At 53.6% G+C, this 17,144-nt stretch carries 13 protein-coding genes; 7 read left to right on the forward strand and 6 right to left on the reverse strand.

What is annotated here, in order from left to right:
• Position 1: 1 nt before the first annotated feature.
• The 6 genes from VFU50_11620 to VFU50_11645 all read right to left on the reverse strand — a co-directional run bounded on the left by VFU50_11620 (position 2) and on the right by VFU50_11645 (position 8,069).
• Positions 2 to 508: a hypothetical protein gene (locus VFU50_11620; GenBank protein ID HEU5233502.1), complete on the reverse strand. Its 507-nt coding sequence runs from the start codon at positions 506 to 508 to the stop codon at positions 2 to 4.
• A 24-nt stretch (positions 509 to 532) separates the two neighbouring features.
• Positions 533 to 1,924 carry an efflux transporter outer membrane subunit gene (locus VFU50_11625; GenBank protein ID HEU5233503.1) on the reverse strand — a complete coding sequence of 464 codons (1,392 nt, stop codon included), beginning with the start codon at positions 1,922 to 1,924 and terminating at the stop codon, positions 533 to 535.
• Between the two features lie 17 nt (positions 1,925 to 1,941).
• Positions 1,942 to 5,118 (reverse strand): efflux RND transporter permease subunit, encoded by a 3,177-nt coding sequence (locus tag VFU50_11630; GenBank protein HEU5233504.1) that lies wholly within the window; start codon positions 5,116 to 5,118, stop codon positions 1,942 to 1,944.
• A 2-nt stretch (positions 5,119 to 5,120) separates the two neighbouring features.
• Positions 5,121 to 6,326: an efflux RND transporter periplasmic adaptor subunit gene (locus VFU50_11635; GenBank protein ID HEU5233505.1), complete on the reverse strand. Its 1,206-nt coding sequence runs from the start codon at positions 6,324 to 6,326 to the stop codon at positions 5,121 to 5,123.
• Positions 6,327 to 6,607: 281 nt separating this feature from the next.
• Positions 6,608 to 7,381 (reverse strand): LPXTG cell wall anchor domain-containing protein, encoded by a 774-nt coding sequence (locus VFU50_11640; GenBank protein HEU5233506.1) that lies wholly within the window; start codon positions 7,379 to 7,381, stop codon positions 6,608 to 6,610.
• 10 nt (positions 7,382 to 7,391) lie between these two features.
• Entirely contained in the window at positions 7,392 to 8,069 is a 678-nt protein-coding gene (locus VFU50_11645) for a class D sortase (GenBank protein ID HEU5233507.1), read from the reverse strand.
• A gap of 296 nt (positions 8,070 to 8,365) precedes the next feature.
• On the opposite strand from VFU50_11645, the gene VFU50_11650 reads away from it, so the two are divergent.
• From VFU50_11650 to VFU50_11680, 7 genes are all read left to right on the forward strand, one after another.
• Positions 8,366 to 9,409: a VWA domain-containing protein gene (locus VFU50_11650; protein HEU5233508.1), complete on the forward strand. Its 1,044-nt coding sequence runs from the start codon at positions 8,366 to 8,368 to the stop codon at positions 9,407 to 9,409.
• Between the two features lie 281 nt (positions 9,410 to 9,690).
• Positions 9,691 to 10,404, forward strand: coding sequence for a response regulator transcription factor (locus VFU50_11655; protein HEU5233509.1), 714 nt, complete (start codon positions 9,691 to 9,693; stop codon positions 10,402 to 10,404).
• Positions 10,405 to 10,544: 140 nt separating this feature from the next.
• Positions 10,545 to 11,318 carry a response regulator transcription factor gene (locus VFU50_11660; GenBank protein ID HEU5233510.1) on the forward strand — a complete coding sequence of 258 codons (774 nt, stop codon included), beginning with the start codon at positions 10,545 to 10,547 and terminating at the stop codon, positions 11,316 to 11,318.
• A gap of 152 nt (positions 11,319 to 11,470) precedes the next feature.
• Complete coding sequence (locus VFU50_11665; GenBank protein ID HEU5233511.1) at positions 11,471 to 12,367, forward strand: BON domain-containing protein; 897 nt, start codon at positions 11,471 to 11,473, stop codon at positions 12,365 to 12,367.
• A gap of 51 nt (positions 12,368 to 12,418) precedes the next feature.
• Positions 12,419 to 13,732 carry a DUF3300 domain-containing protein gene (locus tag VFU50_11670; protein ID HEU5233512.1) on the forward strand — a complete coding sequence of 438 codons (1,314 nt, stop codon included), beginning with the start codon at positions 12,419 to 12,421 and terminating at the stop codon, positions 13,730 to 13,732.
• 27 nt (positions 13,733 to 13,759) lie between these two features.
• Positions 13,760 to 14,737 carry a DUF2950 domain-containing protein gene (locus VFU50_11675; protein HEU5233513.1) on the forward strand — a complete coding sequence of 326 codons (978 nt, stop codon included), beginning with the start codon at positions 13,760 to 13,762 and terminating at the stop codon, positions 14,735 to 14,737.
• Between the two features lie 543 nt (positions 14,738 to 15,280).
• Positions 15,281 to 16,984 carry a hypothetical protein gene (locus VFU50_11680; GenBank protein HEU5233514.1) on the forward strand — a complete coding sequence of 568 codons (1,704 nt, stop codon included), beginning with the start codon at positions 15,281 to 15,283 and terminating at the stop codon, positions 16,982 to 16,984.
• Positions 16,985 to 17,144: the final 160 nt, after the last annotated feature.

The raw sequence follows: 17,144 nt of genomic DNA on the forward strand, positions 1-17,144 counted from the left end.
CTCAAACCGATCCTGCAGCAGTTGCACGAGGGCGCCGCCCACGGAATATGCGATTGGCAAGCTCCCGGGCGAGGCTATAAGGGATTGCGATCAGGACTGGGCCAAGTATGAGCGCGGCGCCGGGATGGATGTTATGAAAAATGAGCGCTTGCGAAATGATGTCCAGCAGAATCGCTATTGCGACGAGATCGCGAACATCCGCGATCGCGGTAGCGAATGCATGCCGTCTATGTGAAGCATGGAAAGTAAGCATCGACAGAAAGGGGCGCAGATTCGCACGCGAATCTTTGATTCCGTGTCGAGCACCAAGAATGATTGCGACGGTCGGTTGAATAATGAATCTGAGCTTTCCGGGTCCGGTAAGGCGCGCCAGCATGTCGTGAAAAAAATGCTTTGTAAATAAGTAAGGATCGCCCGTCTGGACGATTCTCCGAATGCTGCCCGGCACGGCGCTCAACAGCACTATGGCCACAATCACAAAGAGAATCGAGGTGCGAGTGACTTTCATGACAGTTCACGATGAGCCGGCTTCCTACTGTTGCCATCCTCCGCCTAACGCTCCGTACAGCTGCACCAGCGACAACCGCTCATTAAGCTGCGTCTGGGCCAAGGTCAGCTGTGCAGCGAAGTAACGAGAGTCACTGTCGAGGACCTCGAGATAGCTGGTCACGCCTCCTGAGTAACGGGACTGGGAAAGAGCGGTCGCATCTTTCGCGGACAGAGTAAGTAATTCCTGCTGTGCCCGAAACTCCTGATCTTTTTTGTAGCCGACGAGTGCGTCAGATACTTCCCGGAATGCCTCTTGGATTGCCTGCTGATAAATAAGGAGGAGTTCTTCTTTTTGTGCTTCAGCCAGTCTCACTCCGGATCGGAGTCTGCCGCCTTCGAAGATCGGTTGCAGTAGCTGTCCCCCAAAACTCCATGTTCCTGCGGGACCGGAAAAAAGACTCGTCAGGGATGAACTTTGATATCCAGCCGTTGCCGTCAAAGTGATCTGCGGGAAGTACGCTGCCTTTGCTACTCCAATACGCGCATTGGCCGCGACCAACGATTGCTCTGCCGCCTGGATATCTGCTCGTCGTTCGAGCAGCGAGGAAGGAAGCCCGGCCGGAACGGTTGGGGGAAAAGTGTTTTCAAGTAGCGTCTTGCCACGGGGTATAGCCTGCGGGTTCTTGCCGATCAGGATGCTGATGAAATTCTCCTGCTGCTCGATTCGTCGCTCCAAATCAGGAATCGTGCCGGCAGCTTCATAAACCAGCTGCTCCGATTGCCGGACGTCGAGCATGGATGTGACTCCACCCGATGCGCGAATCTTTACCAGGCGAAGAGAATCCTGGCGGGACGCGAGCGCGTGCTGCGAGATCTCCATCTCGAGGTCCAGTTCACGCAATTGGAAATACGCAGAGGCCACGTTGCGCACGAGACTGGTGATGATTGCTCGCTTCCCCCAGTCCGTAGCCAGCAGTTGGGCCCGCGCCGCTTCGGTCGCCCTGCGGTACTTTCCCCAAAAATCCAACTCCCAAATCATCGAGAGATTCACGCTGTTAGCGTTGGTTTCGAACGGCGGAAAAGTTTTGGTTCTTGGGAATCGATCATTCGTAGCTGCGGCCCCACCCGTGATCGTTGGAAACTGGTCGGCGCGCGTTATGCCCAGTACAGCCTGCGCCTGAAGTACGCGGGCGGCAGCGATGCGAACGTCATAATTGTCATTGATCGCTGTGCGAATCAGATTTTGCAATTGCTCGTCCTGAAACAGCGTCCACCACTTCTCGTCGGCAAGGGATGCAGTGCTGGTCTTGTCCGCATCGGCCGCGAGACCCCGGTAGGCATCTGGAACCGCAACCTGCGGTCGCTTGTAATTGGGCCCTACCGCGCAGCCAACAAGGAAGACCGTAAGCAGGAGCCAACTCGTCCTGACCGTCATTGAGCACCTCCTCATTTCTAGGCCGCCGCTGCTTTCACTTCAGGTGAAGGTGTGGGCTCTTTCTTCTTGCGATGAGCGAGTCGCTCGACGAAGTCGAAGCTGACAGGAATCAGAAAAATTCCCAGTATTGATGCCGCGAGCATGCCCCCGATCACGCAAGTGCCCAGAACTTGTCGGGAAATTGCTCCTGCTCCAGCGGCTTTCCATAACGGCACGCAGCCAAGAATGAAAGCAAAAGATGTCATCAGAATTGGCCTCAGGCGCAGCTTCGCTCCGATGAGTGCTGCCTCTTCAGGCGACTTTCCTTTGTCGAATTCGATTTTGGCGAACTCCACAATGAGAATCGCATTCTTCGCCGCCAGCCCAATCAGCATGACCAGCCCGATCTGCGCGTACACGTTGTTTTCGAGCGTGCGTCCCCAGAGTGTGATAAAGGCTCCAAACACCGCGATAGGCGTTCCCAAAAGGACACTAAACGGCAAGGACCAGCTCTCGTACTGCGCGGCCATGATCAGAAACACAACGAAGAACGCCATTCCGAAAATCGCAGAAGCCGATACTCCCTCCGCGGCCTTCTTCTCCTGATAGGACATGCCCATGTAATCGAAGCCCATCTCGCTTGGCATCGACTTGTGGAATACATCTTCCAGCGCTGCCATAGCCTGCCCTGAGCTGTACCCTGACGCTGCTGCCGCGTTGATCTGTACGCAATTGAACAGGTTGTAGCGCATCATGAACTCAGGACCGCTGCGCTGGTAAGTGCTGGTCAACGTGCTTAATGGAACCATCCCACCTGTTGCATTTCTCACATAAAACTTGCCGACATTTTCGGCCCGGGAGCGGAAATCACCATCGGCCTGGACATAGACTTGCCACTGCAAGCCAAAACGGTTGAAGTAGTTGATAAGCGCGCCACCCATAAAAGTCTGAATGGTTTCGTAGAGACTGCTCAGTTGAACCTGCTCGGTCATAGCCTTCGCGTTGTCGACCTTTACTCCAACCTGAGGAACACCAAACAACGCTGTGGTCATGACTCCCGCCAACTCGGGACGCTTGCGCGCTTCCGCGACGAAGAGCTTCGCATTCCTGGCAAGGAAATCCGGACCACTGCCCGACCGGTCTTCCAGGATGAAAGTTGCCCCGCCCGAAGTTCCTACGCCGGGAATTGCAGGTGGCGGAAACGAGAAGGCAACTCCTGATGAAACTTTGGAGAGAGCCTGTTGCAAATGGGCTTTAATGCCGGTGTAACTCGTTTCCGGAGTCTTGCGTTCTTCCCAGGGCTTCAGAGAGACAAAGAAAAAGGAACTGTATGTAGCGTTCACTCCGCTCAGCATGCTGTATCCCATAACGGAACTTACATACTGCACGCCGCGCGTCTCCATCAGAGCTTTCTCGACTTCCTTCGCAGCCTCAGACGAGCGCTGGAGCGAAGACGCATCCGGCAGTTGTAGACCAGCGTAGATGTATCCCTGATCTTCATCAGGCAAGAAACCGTGCGGCAGACGCTTACCGAAGAAACCGGTAGCAACCGTGATTATGGCCAGGAGCAAGAAGGCGAATCCGGCCTTACGGATCAGGTGCCCGCACCAACTCACATATCCATCAGTAGTGCGTCCGAAGATGCGATTGAACCAGCGGAAGAATGCGCCTATGGGGCCCCACGCTTCCTTTCGTGGACGAAGCAGCATCGCAGACAAAGCAGGGCTGAGCGTTAGCGCATTGAACGCCGAGAAGCATACAGAAACCGCAATTGTTACTGCGAACTGCTTGTAGAGCTGGCCGGTGATGCCAGGGACAAAAGCTGTGGGAATAAAGACGGCGGAGAGAATCAAGGCGATGGCGATCACCGGTCCGGAGACTTCCTCCATCGCTTTCACGGTAGCGTCGCGTGGCGACATCCCATGCTCAATGTTGTGTTCAACGGCTTCCACAACAACAATCGCATCATCGACAACCAGTCCAATCGCCAGAACCAATCCGAATAGAGATAGAGTGTTGATCGAGAATCCCAGCAATGGAAAGACTGCGAAGGTTCCAATCAGGGAAACAGGAACCGCAAGCAGAGGAATGAGTGTGGCCCTGAGGCCTTGGAGGAAGATGTAAACAACGATAATGACGAGCACTAAGGCTTCTATTAAGGTCTTGTAGATCTCATGGATTCCCTCGCTCACCGCGAGTGTCGTATCGAGGGCGACGATGTAATCCAGTCCTTGTGGGAACCTGCTCTTCGATTCGTCCATCATCTTGAGGACGGCAGCTCGGGTCTGCAGCGCATTACTTCCTGGAGTCAGGTAAAGCGCTATGAGCGCCGCGGGCTGAGCCGGCTTACGCTCATCTGCAACTCCTAGCCGCGCTTGATAAGAGTAGTATTGGGATCCCAATTCGGTCCGTGCCACATCCTTCAACCGCAGGAGTGAGCCGTCAGGTTGCGCGCGCACGACAATCTCGCCAAACTCTTCCACCGTGGGAAGACGGCCGGGAGCCCGCACGTTGTAGGTGAATTGCTGACCGGAGGGAACGGGTTCTCCGCCTATCTGCCCCGCCGGATTGACTTTGTTTTGCGCCTTCACAGCATTGGTGATATCGGAAACGGTAACCCCAAGTCTTGCCAGCCGGTCGGGATTCACCCAAATGCGCATTGCGTAGGGCCCGGCGCCGAAAATCTGAACCTGCGAAACACCTGGAATGCGCGTTAGCGCATACTGCAGGTTGATCGTCGCGTAGTTTGCGAGAAAAATGTTGTCGTACACACCACCGGGCGAGTAGAGGTCGAGCAGCATGAAAGGCGCCGTGGTACCGGGCTGTACGATCACTCCCTGCTGGACGACCTCACTGGGAAGTTGAGAGTTGGCCTGGCCAGTCCGCATCTGCGCGAGAATTTGATCAGTGTTGACGTCGGTTCCCAGTTTGAAATCGATGTATAAGCTGCTCCCACCTCCCGAACTGGCACTAAGTGAATACATGTAGTTCATGCCACTTACGCCCGACATCTGTTGTTCAATGGGCGTCGCGACGGACTCCGCAATCGTTTGCGCGTCAGCGCCCGGGTAGGTCGCTTTCACCTGGATCATTGGATCGGCGATGTTAGGAAACTGTGCCGTCGGCAAGCCGAGCATTGCGATGAGGCCCATGAGGGTCATCAGGATGGCGATAACGATGGCAACGATAGGACGCCTGATGAAGAACTTAGCCATGGTCAGTTGCCTTGGGCCGAGGGGGCCGCATATTGCTTCGGATTGACAGGAACGCCATCCTTTACCTGCTCACGCGGCGCTTGCGCTGCGAGCGTCTGGATCTTCTGAATTCCTTCCACCACGACCCGTTCGCCGGCCTGCAATCCTTGCGTCACAATCCAGCTTGTCTCGACGCGGTCGCCCATTTTCACTGGCCGGATCGTCGCTTTATTGTCGGTGCCGACGACGATTACCTGATACTGCGATTGAACTTCGATGACAGCAGCTTGCGGAATTAACAGGGCGTCCCTGGCCGTGCTGGTTTGCACGCGAACCCTTCCAAACCCGCCCGGCCGGAGGATAGCGTCCTTATTTGGGAATGCCGCAGCCAACTGGATGGTGCCTGTTCCGCCTGTAATCTCGCGGTTTACGAAAATAACCTTTCCTTTGAACGGATAAGGAACATCGTTGGCCTGTAGAAATTCGACAGAAACCGGAGTTTGAACCTTTCCCTTGGTGAGAACTCTTGAGATTTGCGGCGCAAAATCGAGATACAGGCTTTCACTGATGTTGAAGTAAGCCCAGATCGGATCAATCTGGGAAACCGTGACCATCTTCGTCGACGTGCCTACCAGGTCGCCAACCTGCGAGTTCGCTATTCCGGCTATGCCGTCGACTGGCGAGTAAACCTTCGTCCATCCCAGATTTAACTCAGCCTGCTCTTGTAAGGCCTTAACCGCGGCGAGTTGTGCCTTGGCAGAATTCACATTCGCGATGTCGTCATCCAGCTGTTTTTGCGGAATCGCAGATTGTGCTGCAAGCGGCGTATCGCGCTGCACATCGTTATTCGCCCTCGACAGCGCAGATGCGGCTCTCTCTACGTCCGCCTTGGCCTGATCCAGAGCCGCCTGGAACGGGCGTGGATCAACCTGGAACAGCAACTGTCCTTTCCTGACTATGGAGCCGTTCACATAATCCTGGCTGAGAAGATAGCCTTGCACTTTCGGTGTGATGTCGGAATTTACAGGACCGTTCAGTTGGGCTACCCACTCGCCATAGACGGGTACATCCCGCTGTTCCACCGGCGCTACTTCAACATCTGGCGGGGGCGGCGGACCTGCGGCCTGCTTTTCACCGCAGCCTGCAAGCAAGGTCACCAGAACAACCAAGGCGACCCTGGGATTTACTCGAGACTGCGTGATGGACAAGAATCTCGGGACAAACGGCATCAGAGTCTCCTCTGTTTTTTCTTAGTTCAAGAAAAGATTCTCTAGAGCAAGCAGGTGGAAAGTAACTAGTAAATGTTTCAGTTTTCCCAAATCGACAGGTCGAAATGCGGTAACTCCCGCCAACGCCTGTTGAAGTCCGAGCGCCCTAGCTGAGCCACTCGACATTTATGACTGGAATCGAGGGAGGGCTGAGAAGTTTTGGGCTAGAAGAAAAAGGGGTTCGGCATGTGTATTCGAGGCAGATTGCCGAACCCAAGTTAGAGGAGAGGAGAGGTCAATCGTTAATGTCGTGTGAATCGCACGAGCAGCGATGCTCCCGAGAACAACAATCCGAGCAAGCCGATCAGGGATACTGGACTGCCGGTCTTGGGAAGTTCAGTGGGAGTTTCGGCCGGGCTCGGCGCTGCCGCCGGCGCCGGTACAGGCGTAGCGCGAGCAATCAGCACTGGCATATCAGATGGGAGCGGTGGCAGAGGCGGCGGCGAAGATCCCGTGATTTGCCGCTCGTGTTCCACAACAGTCTCCGGAGCTTCAACAACTTTCGTTGCTGAAACAGTCATTCCTTTTTTAAGATGCCAGACGTCTGTCTCTTGCCCGTCAATCTTGAACTTCTGACCATCTGGAACTGTGAAAGACTGATTTTGTCCGTTTTCAAGAGTCAGGATCACGGTCTTTGGCGGAGCCACGTGCCAAACCTTGCCGGTTACAGTTTGCACGGTAGTCACCGTCCGCGGTGTGGTAGTGGTGGTGATTGTGCGTTCGAGTTTCATTCCGGGCTTCAAGTCGTGCACACCGATTTCCTGGCCGTCGACCGTCGCTCTGGCGCTATCTGGAACATGAGCGTGGCGAACACTGCCGTCTTCCATCTTCACCCAGATATCATTGCCAGAGACGCGCTCGACGATCCCACGATCCACCTTGACTTCCTTGGTCGGTGTCGCGTCAGTGGTATTTGTTGTTGTTTTCACTTGTGCCGTCGCGGCGGTCGTCAGCGCCACAAAAGCAGCGGCTGCTACGGCCGGGCGGCTCAGCAATAATCTCCAAAGCAATTTCATTGTTTATCTCCTAATTGTTCTCATCCTTAGCGGTGGTGTGATCAGCTACAACCCGAGCAGTGGCGGCCGGCGCAGTTTGGGTGAGTGCTGCGTGCACGATGAATCGATTTGGCGCGCTCCCAACGAAATAAAATGGATAGCAAGTGACCAGGGTTATGGCGGGTTTGGCTCGCGGGCGAAGAACGGCTGCATCTTTAGGTTCAACGATTTCAATCTCATCGACTGAGTAGCTCGCGTAGCTTCCAGCACTTTCCAGTTCAAGGACATCACCCACCGAGATATCTTTGAGTCCTCGAAAGAATCCGTCGCGATGTCCCGCGATACCGATGTTTCCAGACTCAAGAGGCCGCGCCGTTCCGGGAATCCAACCAACTCCGCGGTTCAGGGTCACGTCATCTGTCCCCTCAAGCACTGGAACCTCCAATCCAATCTTGGGAATTCGCAAAACAGCTAATGGTCGTCGGGAATCCACGAGCAGGGCCTGTTGGTATTCCTCGATTCGCTTTGGCGACCACAGGCTGAAATCGACTCTGGCGTTTCCGGCTTTGCCTTCCTGCTTTTGTTGTTGAAAAGCTCGCAGTTCGGCTCGCGAGTGGATAAGGCTATCGACACGAATCCCTACGTAGGCCGCTATGAAGACGACGCCCACAATCAGCAGAACGCGGTCCAGCCAGAAGAGCGATTTCATCCCAAACGCAATGTAGAAAAATAGGAATGAGAGTTGAACTGTTAAAGGTGACAGCAACAGCGCGGTTTCTGAGTGTCCTCAGTTAAAAGCGGAACGAACCAGATGGCTCACCGCAATTTCCAGATTGGAATCAAGGCCGACAATGGCGCGTCGCAGGTGGGATATCCACCTGTCAATTTCGATCATCCAAACCTGAGCAGTCGAAATTGTCACGCTGCCAGAAGACGCGGTTTGTGTTGCTACTGAAACTCTGGTAACGTATAGACGCCGCTGAGATTATCGACGCTGGAGCGCCTATGATCGAAGCTGGCCCCTGCCTTTGGAGAATTCTCAAGACTTGGCTGTATGTTTTGTCAGCCTTCCTCACTGTGCTGATCCTCGGCTGTGTTGCTTACGGACAGATGGAAGACCCGGTCCACATCGTGCCAAGAGCCGATACCCATCCTCACGCCGCAGCCGACGCGACCGGACCACTGGACGTCGGCCTTCGCCCCGAACACCGATCAGGCCGCCTTCGTGTGGATGTTGATCTTGTCCTGGTTCCTGTAATTGTCACTGACACCTTCAACCGGCCAGTCACCGGTCTGAGCAAGGACAGCTTCGAGCTCCTTGACGATGGCCAAAAACAGAATATTCACTTCTTCTCATTGGAAGATGGTCCTGTGTCTGTCGCCCTGGTCTTGGACATCAGCAACAGCATGGTCAACAGGGTGGCCGTTGAGCGAGAAGCGCTGGCGAAATTCTTCCAAAACGCGAATCCCGACGATGAATATTTCGCTATTGGCGTCTCCACTAGTCCGGTACTGCTCGCCGACTCCACACAGTCGATTGGAGATATCCAAGCTCAGCTCACGCTACTGCAGCCTTCCGGGTATACGGCTTTGCTCGATTCCATTTATTTCGCTTTGAACAAACTGCACTCCGCTCGCTATCCGCGAAAGGTCATTTTGATCATCTCCGACGGCGGCGAAAACGACAGCCGCTTCAAATTTCGGGAAATCAAGAGTCTGGCCGAAGAATCTGACGTCACCGTCTATGCCATTCGGCCGGTGGACGCCATACCAATGTTCCGCACTATCGAAGAAAAATGGGGAAATCGACTCCTGTCAGGAATCACCGACGCCACGGGCGGACGCACTGTATCGCTGTCGTACAACGACAACATTCCCGGCGCTGCCGCGGCGATCAGCGCTGAGCTCCGGAATCAATACGTGCTCGGATACCATCCAACTGAAAAGTCCAACGCTGGTAGGCCTCATAAAATCAAGGTCCGAATGACGAAGGAGCACGATTCCTCGGCCCTTCATCTGCAATACAGAAAACAATATTCGACGCGTTGACTCTTCCGGCAGCTTCATATCACTGCTGTGAATGTCCCGATATGGAATCAGCCTGCTAAGGGAAAAGCCTTATCAGCAAAAGAGCGCGTCTTTAGTTTCGCCGTGTACCGAGCCAAACGATCCTTCTTTCTTTTCTTCTGTCATAAATGCCAGTGCAGGTTTTTGCAGCGCCACTGTTAGAATCGCCCTGCCTTAATTAACAGACAATTCTTCGCTGTGACAGGCTGTTTCGTGTTACGCTTCCCAGCCTCCGGCCCGAATGCCTCTCGGAGATACATACGATGAATAAGCCGACTGTATTGCTTGCTGACGACCACACGATGATCGCCGAAGCATTTCGACATCTGCTCGAGCCCCATTATCAAATTGTAGCTACCGTAACTGATGGTCGCGCACTACTTGACACCGCGTTCGAGCTTAGACCCGATGTAGTAGTAGTAGACATCGGTATGCCGCTGTTAAACGGCTTATCAGCCGGACAACAACTCAAACAAAGGATGCGGAAGACAAAACTCGTCTACGTAACCATGAATGAAGATCCTGATGTTGCCGCCGAAGCTCTTCGGACGGGCGCTTCGGCGTACCTCCTGAAGAGTTCAGCCGCTTCAGAACTTTTGAAGAGTATTCACGAGGTCTTAAGAGGCGGCAGCTACATTACTCCCAGAATTAAGACGTCCATCGAAGACTCCTTTATTCGTTCCAATAAGCCAAAAACTGCCGAGAAGAAGTTGACGCCACGCCAGATCGAAGTTTTGCAGCTTTTGGCTGAGGGTAAGACGATGAAAGAGGTGGGCGCCTTATTGTCTCTTACGGCGCGTACTGTCGCCTTCCACAAATATAGAATCATGGACGTTCTGAATTTCAAGAGCAATGCTCAGTTAGTACAGTTTGCTCTCAGAAATAACATTGTGGCGCAGGATCCATTTTCAGTGAGCAAGCTTGCTCCGCGATCTGCAACATCTGAGCGCAATGACCCGGAACGACGAAGCGCATAGAACTTTCCCGCTGTACCTTCACGCCTGGTCCGCGGCCACACGGCTGTAACGATTGCCAGTGTCGCTAACCTTGTACTCCGCATAGGTTCATCTAGGATTGTCACTCAGCCTATGTCACGCAGAGAACGCTGAGATTCGCAATGCTTAAACGCATTGCGCACCGCGCCAAAGTGAAGCCTCAACTTGCAAAAACGTCCGTCCCGGGGCAGTACGTGCTCCAGGCTGAACCATATGAGTTCGCTCCAACGGGCGGAGGAGCCAGACCCGCGCTGGCCCCGAAACGTCCTCGCGTGCTTTTGGCCGATGACCACACGTTAGTGGCCGAAGCCTGCAAAAACTTGCTGGAGGCCGAGTTCGAAGTGGTGGGAATTGTCGCGGACGGACGAGCCCTGCTCCGCGCAAATGCGGTATTGAAGCCGGACGTAATTGTGAGCGATATCGCGATGCAATCCCTCAACGGTCTCGATGCGGGAGAGCAGATCAAGCTCGGAAATCCTGATGTAAAGCTTGTGTATGTGACGATGATTCCCGATCCGGAGCTTGCGGCCGAAGCTTTTCGCCGCGGAGCCTCAGCATACTTGCTTAAGACCTCCGCAATTCCCGAATTGATTACCGCCGTGAAAGAAGCGCTCAATGGTCGAGTCTACATTTCACCTCAAGTCACGAAGGACGCCTTAGCGGAGTTTTTAAGAACTCATAAGCGCGACCACGGCGCTAGATCTCTAACTCCGCGCCAGCGAGAAGTGTTGCAGCTCCTCGCAGAAGGCCGATCGATGAAAGAGGCTGCTAGCGTGCTCAATCTCACAACGCGCACTGTGGCATTTCATAAATATCGAATCATGGCAGCTCTCGGACTCACTACGAATTCAGAGCTTGTACAGTATGCGATTCGAAATTTCATTATTCCTGGGTGAGTACTGCAGCAATGTTCTCGGTCGAGCCCGCCTTCTGACGAATCTGACAGTTTTGCCAGTTAGAACATGGCGAAAGATCATCTATCTGTAAGTCGTCCGTGATCAGGTATTAGCTGTTGCATTGCGACTCGGCTGATTCCAGGAGTACGTTCATGCTGGCGCGAAGAACATTGCTATGGTCAATGATTGCAAGTGCTGCACTTCTGGCTTGCTCTCACAAGCCAAATGACGCAAAAATTACGGAAGACATTCAGTCGAAAGCCGCTGCCGACCCGGTTGTCAGTGGTTCAGATGTACACGTCACTTCAGACAAGGGAAAAGTTACTCTAACTGGAACAACGGCAAGCCAGGCCGCACGCGATCAACTTGAAAGCATAGTCAGGCAAGAGCCTGGCATCGTCGACATGGAGGACGACACCTCTGTCGCGTCGGCGACTGATTTTGCATCGACGTCGGGACCGGCGATGGCATCCTATCGTGAAGCTACTCCACCTGCGGCTCTACGCGTTTCTCCAGCTCCTCCGCCTCCACCCAAACCAATTGTAGTTCCGGCAGGAACGACGCTGACGATTCGAACTAATCAGGCGCTCGGGAGTAAGGCCAGTCAAACCGGACACGTTTTCAACGGCACAATCTTGACTCCGGTCACAATCGACGGAGTGTTGGTTATCCCCACTGGATCAGAAGTTATGGGGATCGTCAAAGAAGCAAAGAAGGCTGGACGTTTCAAAGGAGGAGCGGTGTTGAGACTGTCGTTAGAGTCTGTAACCGTGAATGGTCACACCTATAACCTTCAGGCCGAGGAAGTCAGCCAAACCTCCACCGGGAAGGGCAAACGCACAGCAGGCGTGATAGCCGGAGGAACAGGCTTGGGCGCGGCAATCGGTGGAATAGCTGGAGGTGGGACTGGCGCGGCCATCGGAGCACTCACTGGAGCTGCGGCAGGCACGATCGGAGCGGGAACGACAGGAAAGCGAGACATCGATTTGCCTGCAGAGGCCGCTTTGAGCTTCAAACTGACTCAGCCTCTCAAACTGAAACCCGCCTAATGTATTCAAAAAGGCCGCCGAATTGTAAAGACGTGACACAGGAGACTAAAGATGAAGATAGCCCACGAACTCATTCGCAAAATGCTGACTTTGGTTTGCATCGCGTTGATAGTCCCTGGGGAAACAGTTATGACGTGGGCGCAGGATGCAGGACAACAACAGGCCAAAATCCCCCCAGATCAGCTTGACTCGCTGGTTGCTCCTATCGCTCTCTACTCAGACCCCTTACTCGCGCAAACGCTCGCCGCTTCTACATATCCGTTGGAAATTATCCAGCTTCAGCAATGGCTGGAAAAGAATAAGTCTCTTAAAGATAAACAATTGGCAGATGCCGTTAAAAAGCAGGATTGGGACGCTAGTGTTCAGGCCATGGCCGCTTTTCCCGATCTGGTCAAACAACTTTCTGACAATATCAAATGGACAACGGATTTAGGCAATGCATTTCTGGCACAGCAGAGCGATGTAATGGACGCGGTTCAGCGCATGCGTGTTAAAGCAAAAGACAATGGAAACTTGAAATCCAGTGATCAACAAAAAGTTGAGACCAAGGTTATCGAGAACAAGAGCGTCGTGGTGATTGAACCTTCCAGTCCGGAAGTCATTTATGTCCCCAGTTACAATCCAACCGTCGTTTATGGAGCCCCGGCTTATCCTTATCCACCGATTGCTTATCCGCCACCTGGTTATTACGCCGCCGGCATGGCGCTTTCGTTCGGAGTCGGCGTTGCGATGGGAGCAGCCTGGGGAGGGTGCTGTGGCTGGAATGCTGGATGGGGTGGAAATAACAACGTCTACATCAATAACAATAACAATTTCGTAAATAACTCAAATCGAAACTACAACCGACAAAACGTCAATAACAGGCAAACCGTGAATCGTGGCAATGGCAACACATGGCAACACAATCCACAACATCGCGGCGGAGCACCGTACTCCAATAGCCAGCTTGCAAATAAGTACGGCGGCACTGCGAGGGGTTCCTCGACAGCAGCGCGCCAGGCCAGCGCTCGCCAGAATATTCAGCGTTCAGGTGGTCGCCCGCAAACGGGCACGGCAGACCGAGGCGGGTTCGGAGCGCAGAACAGTTTCCGAGATGGCGGCGGAAGTGGGAGAGCATCTGCAGGCACCACGGGTCGAGCGAACGGGGGAGCAAATTTGAGCGGTGGCGATCGAGTCGGGAATAGAAGTGTCTCATCATCTGGAAGTTCGCGGGGCTCTGGAGCATTCGGCGGCTCCAGCGGTATGAGCGGCAACTCAGCGCGGGCAAGCAGTCAGCGCGGCGCTTCGAGCCTCAGCGGTGGCAGATCTGGAGGCAGCAGCTTTGGCGGCAGTCGAGGTAGCAGAGGCGGCGGTCGACGTCGGTAAACAAGCTCTATTATCGAGGTATTTGCAATGAAGATTACATTCTCAAAGCTTGTCCTGTGGATGGGCGTTTTGGTTGCATCCACCTGTTTAGCGTTAGCCCCCGCTGCTGGGCAGAGCCAGGCAGACACCGCAGTTCCACAAAAGGCATTTGCTACACCTCAGAGCGCTGTCGATGCCTTAGTTCGGGCCGCGGAATCCTACGATGTACCCGAGCTGTTATCGATCCTCGGACCTGATGGTAAAGACCTTGTCTCCTCCGCAGATCCAGTTCGTGACAAGAATGCAGCGAGTGCCTTTGCCGCTAAGGCAAAGAAAAAAAACGTGATCACTGTGGATAAGAAGAATCGAAATCGGGCAACTGTGTCCGTTGGCAGCGATAATTGGCCTCTACCGATACCGCTGGTGAAGAGGAATTCGCTATGGTACTTCGATTCCAAGGAAGGCCATGATGAAGTTCTTCGGAGACGTATCGGCGCAAACGAATTGGACGCGATTCAAGTTTGCCGAGGTTACGTTGAAGCCCAGCGTGACTACTCGGCTCAGGCCCACGACGGAATCAATCAGTATGCTCAAAAGATAATCAGCACTCCGGGTAAACAGGATGGATTGTATTGGCGAAATGAGGACGGAACTTCCGGTGGGCCGATCGGCGAAGCAGTAGCTCGCGCCATACAAGAAGGATACACGTCCAAAGGCCCATATCATGGCTACTATTTCAAAATTCTGAAAGGTCAGGGGCCGTCAGCGCCGCTCGGACGAATTGACTATGTAATTCAAAACGTAATGATCGGGGGCTTTGCGCTGGTAGCTGTACCCGCTGAGTATAGGGTTACAGGTGTGCAGACATTTATTGTCAATCAGGATGGGACCGTGTATCAAAAGGATCTCGGACCAGATTCTCTTAATATCGCGAAACAAATGGAGCTATACGATCCCGACAAGTCATGGCGATCGACCAATGATCAATGGCCGGAAGTTGCCCAGAACACAGCAGGCCCTCGTTAACACCCTCCAGCATAAACGTCCTGCGTCTCAGCCTGCCGCTTATTTCCTTTCATTGTCACTCCATAAAAGGCCAGCGGAGCGCCGTGGCGCCCCGCTGTGGCTGAACAACATGCCGCTGAGCACTATTGTTACAGCCCTTCGGGTACTCTAGAAAACACCTCAAGAGATAGCGACTAGAACAAATTACAGCGTAATGCCTGATCCAGTATTGGCTTCGGACAGTTCCCCCTCTGGTTTTGCGACACCGACTTTTGAGCTGCAGCTCTATATCTGTCAACACTAGCACGGTGTCATAATTACGAGTGACCTCTCAGGTAACCGCCATCGCGGCTCATAAATTATCGCATCTACCATTATTATCAGCAGTCTCTCCCGCCTGCGGTAACGTAATTTCAAAACGACAGTTAATCCCTGTCACTGTTGGCAGTACTCATATCACTGACTCTGCTTGAGACTCCTAGTTGCACAAACAAGCTGACGTCATTAATAGCCCCGATGCCAGCTCTAGGAGAGTGTTCCATGTTAAGAATCACTACATCTACTATGAAGAAGATCTCCCTTGCATTCGGTGTGATGCTTCTTAGCATCTGCGGAATAGCGCAGGAGTATCCAAAAGCAGAGCTTACCCTCGACTACTCCTATCTCCATTTCGCGCCGGCACAAGCCTATACAAATAATCACAGTGTGAATGGCGGCGGTGGAGCATTCGTCTACAACTTCGCTAATCATTTTGGCGTGAAGATGGACTTGCAGGGATACAACAGCTTCACGAATACATTCACGATCCCTGCCAATCCATCGCTTCCGTCAGGAGCAAATGGCAGCGTGTCAGGCAATATGTTCACCTACCTCTTTGGACCGCAGCTCAAATTCCGTGGCGAGCACGTTCAGCTGCTGCTGGACGCATTAGGGGGCGCCGCTCACAGCAATGTTTATGGAAATGCTTTCAAGACGCTTTGCCAACCAATCGCCGGGGGTTGCTCGGGAGTTTCGGCGTCTCCTTCCAATAACGGGGCGGCGATGATGTTCGGAGGCGGAATTGACTTCCCGATTAATCATCGCGTGTCTGTGCGAGCAGCTGAATTCGACTACCTTTTGACCCGATTCGGGAACTTCTTTACGCAATCAAACGCGAATCAAAATAGTTTTCGATATTTGGGAGGCCTCACTTTTAATTTTGGTCTTCCCTCACCTGGAATTCCAACGGCGGCTTGCGTCGGCCATGACCTCGAAGCGCTGCCTGATGATCCGCCGCTTCCGGTGTCAGTAGAGACGACGCAATTTAACCCCAAGCATCCGCTCAGCTATCAATGGGAGAGCACAGGCGGAAAGGTTATCGGCGATGGAGCTTCAGCAAAGATCGATGTTACGGGGGCGGAACCTGGAACGTATCAGGTGACGTCAAGGGTTACGGATCCGAAGCAGAAGCAGAATAACGTTGCTTCTTGCAATCTGGCATTCACAGTTAAGCAGCCTCAGCCCCCAGTAGTCAGCTGTTCCGCGTCACCAGCCAGCATCGTAGCCGGCACGGCAACACCCGTGACGATCAACGTTCAAGGCAGTACGCCCGATGGTCGTCCGATCCAGTCACGCAAGTTCTCTGCGACTGCTGGTTCTGTCCAGGAAGGCCAGACTAGTGCAGGAGCGGCCGCAGGTGAGTGGGCTTCAATCGCAACATTGGACACATCTGGAGTTCAACCCGGGAAACTGGATGTCAACGTTGGAGTAACCGACACGCGTGGCCTGAGTTCGAGCTGCCTGGCTTCGGTGGATGTGCAATCGCCTCCTCCGCCGCCAGCACCTCCTGTAGTCGCGGAAACGCAAGTGGGAAAATGCGATTTCACGAATGGGAAAAAGCCTTCGCGTGTAGACAATGCGTGCAAGGCCGCACTTGATGACTCTGCGCTGAAGCTGAAGAACGAGCCCGATGGCAAGTTGGTGATCGTCGGATTTGCCGATGCTACAGAAGAGGCGAAATCTCCTGAGCTTGCTGCGGTACGCGCTTTTAACGCGAAATCGTATCTTGTGGGCGGCGAAGGAGGGCAAGGGATCGATGCTTCTCGAGTCGAGATTCGCAAGGGTGCAGGTGAAGGCCAGAATGCAATTCTGTATTGGGTTCCGGCTGGTGGCAATTTCACCTCTGGGAACACAACCCAAATTGACGAATCCCAGATAAAGGCTGAGGCATCTGCGATCGCTAAGAAACCAAGGAAGCAATCAACAACGGCCGCGGTAAGTCCTCGCTAATCATGCAACCAGCAGTTTACTTGCGCCTGTCAACCAACAGCCTGCGCAAGCCCAAAGCCCCCGCTGTAACGTTGCAGCGGGGGCAACCGCGGGAAGAATCTCTGTACGTTATCCGACCATTCTGAATACCGATGTAACTGCCAAATAACTGCGAAAACTG

The organism is Terriglobales bacterium, assembly GCA_035764005.1.
Lineage (GTDB): Bacteria > Acidobacteriota > Terriglobia > Terriglobales > Acidobacteriaceae > Gp1-AA112.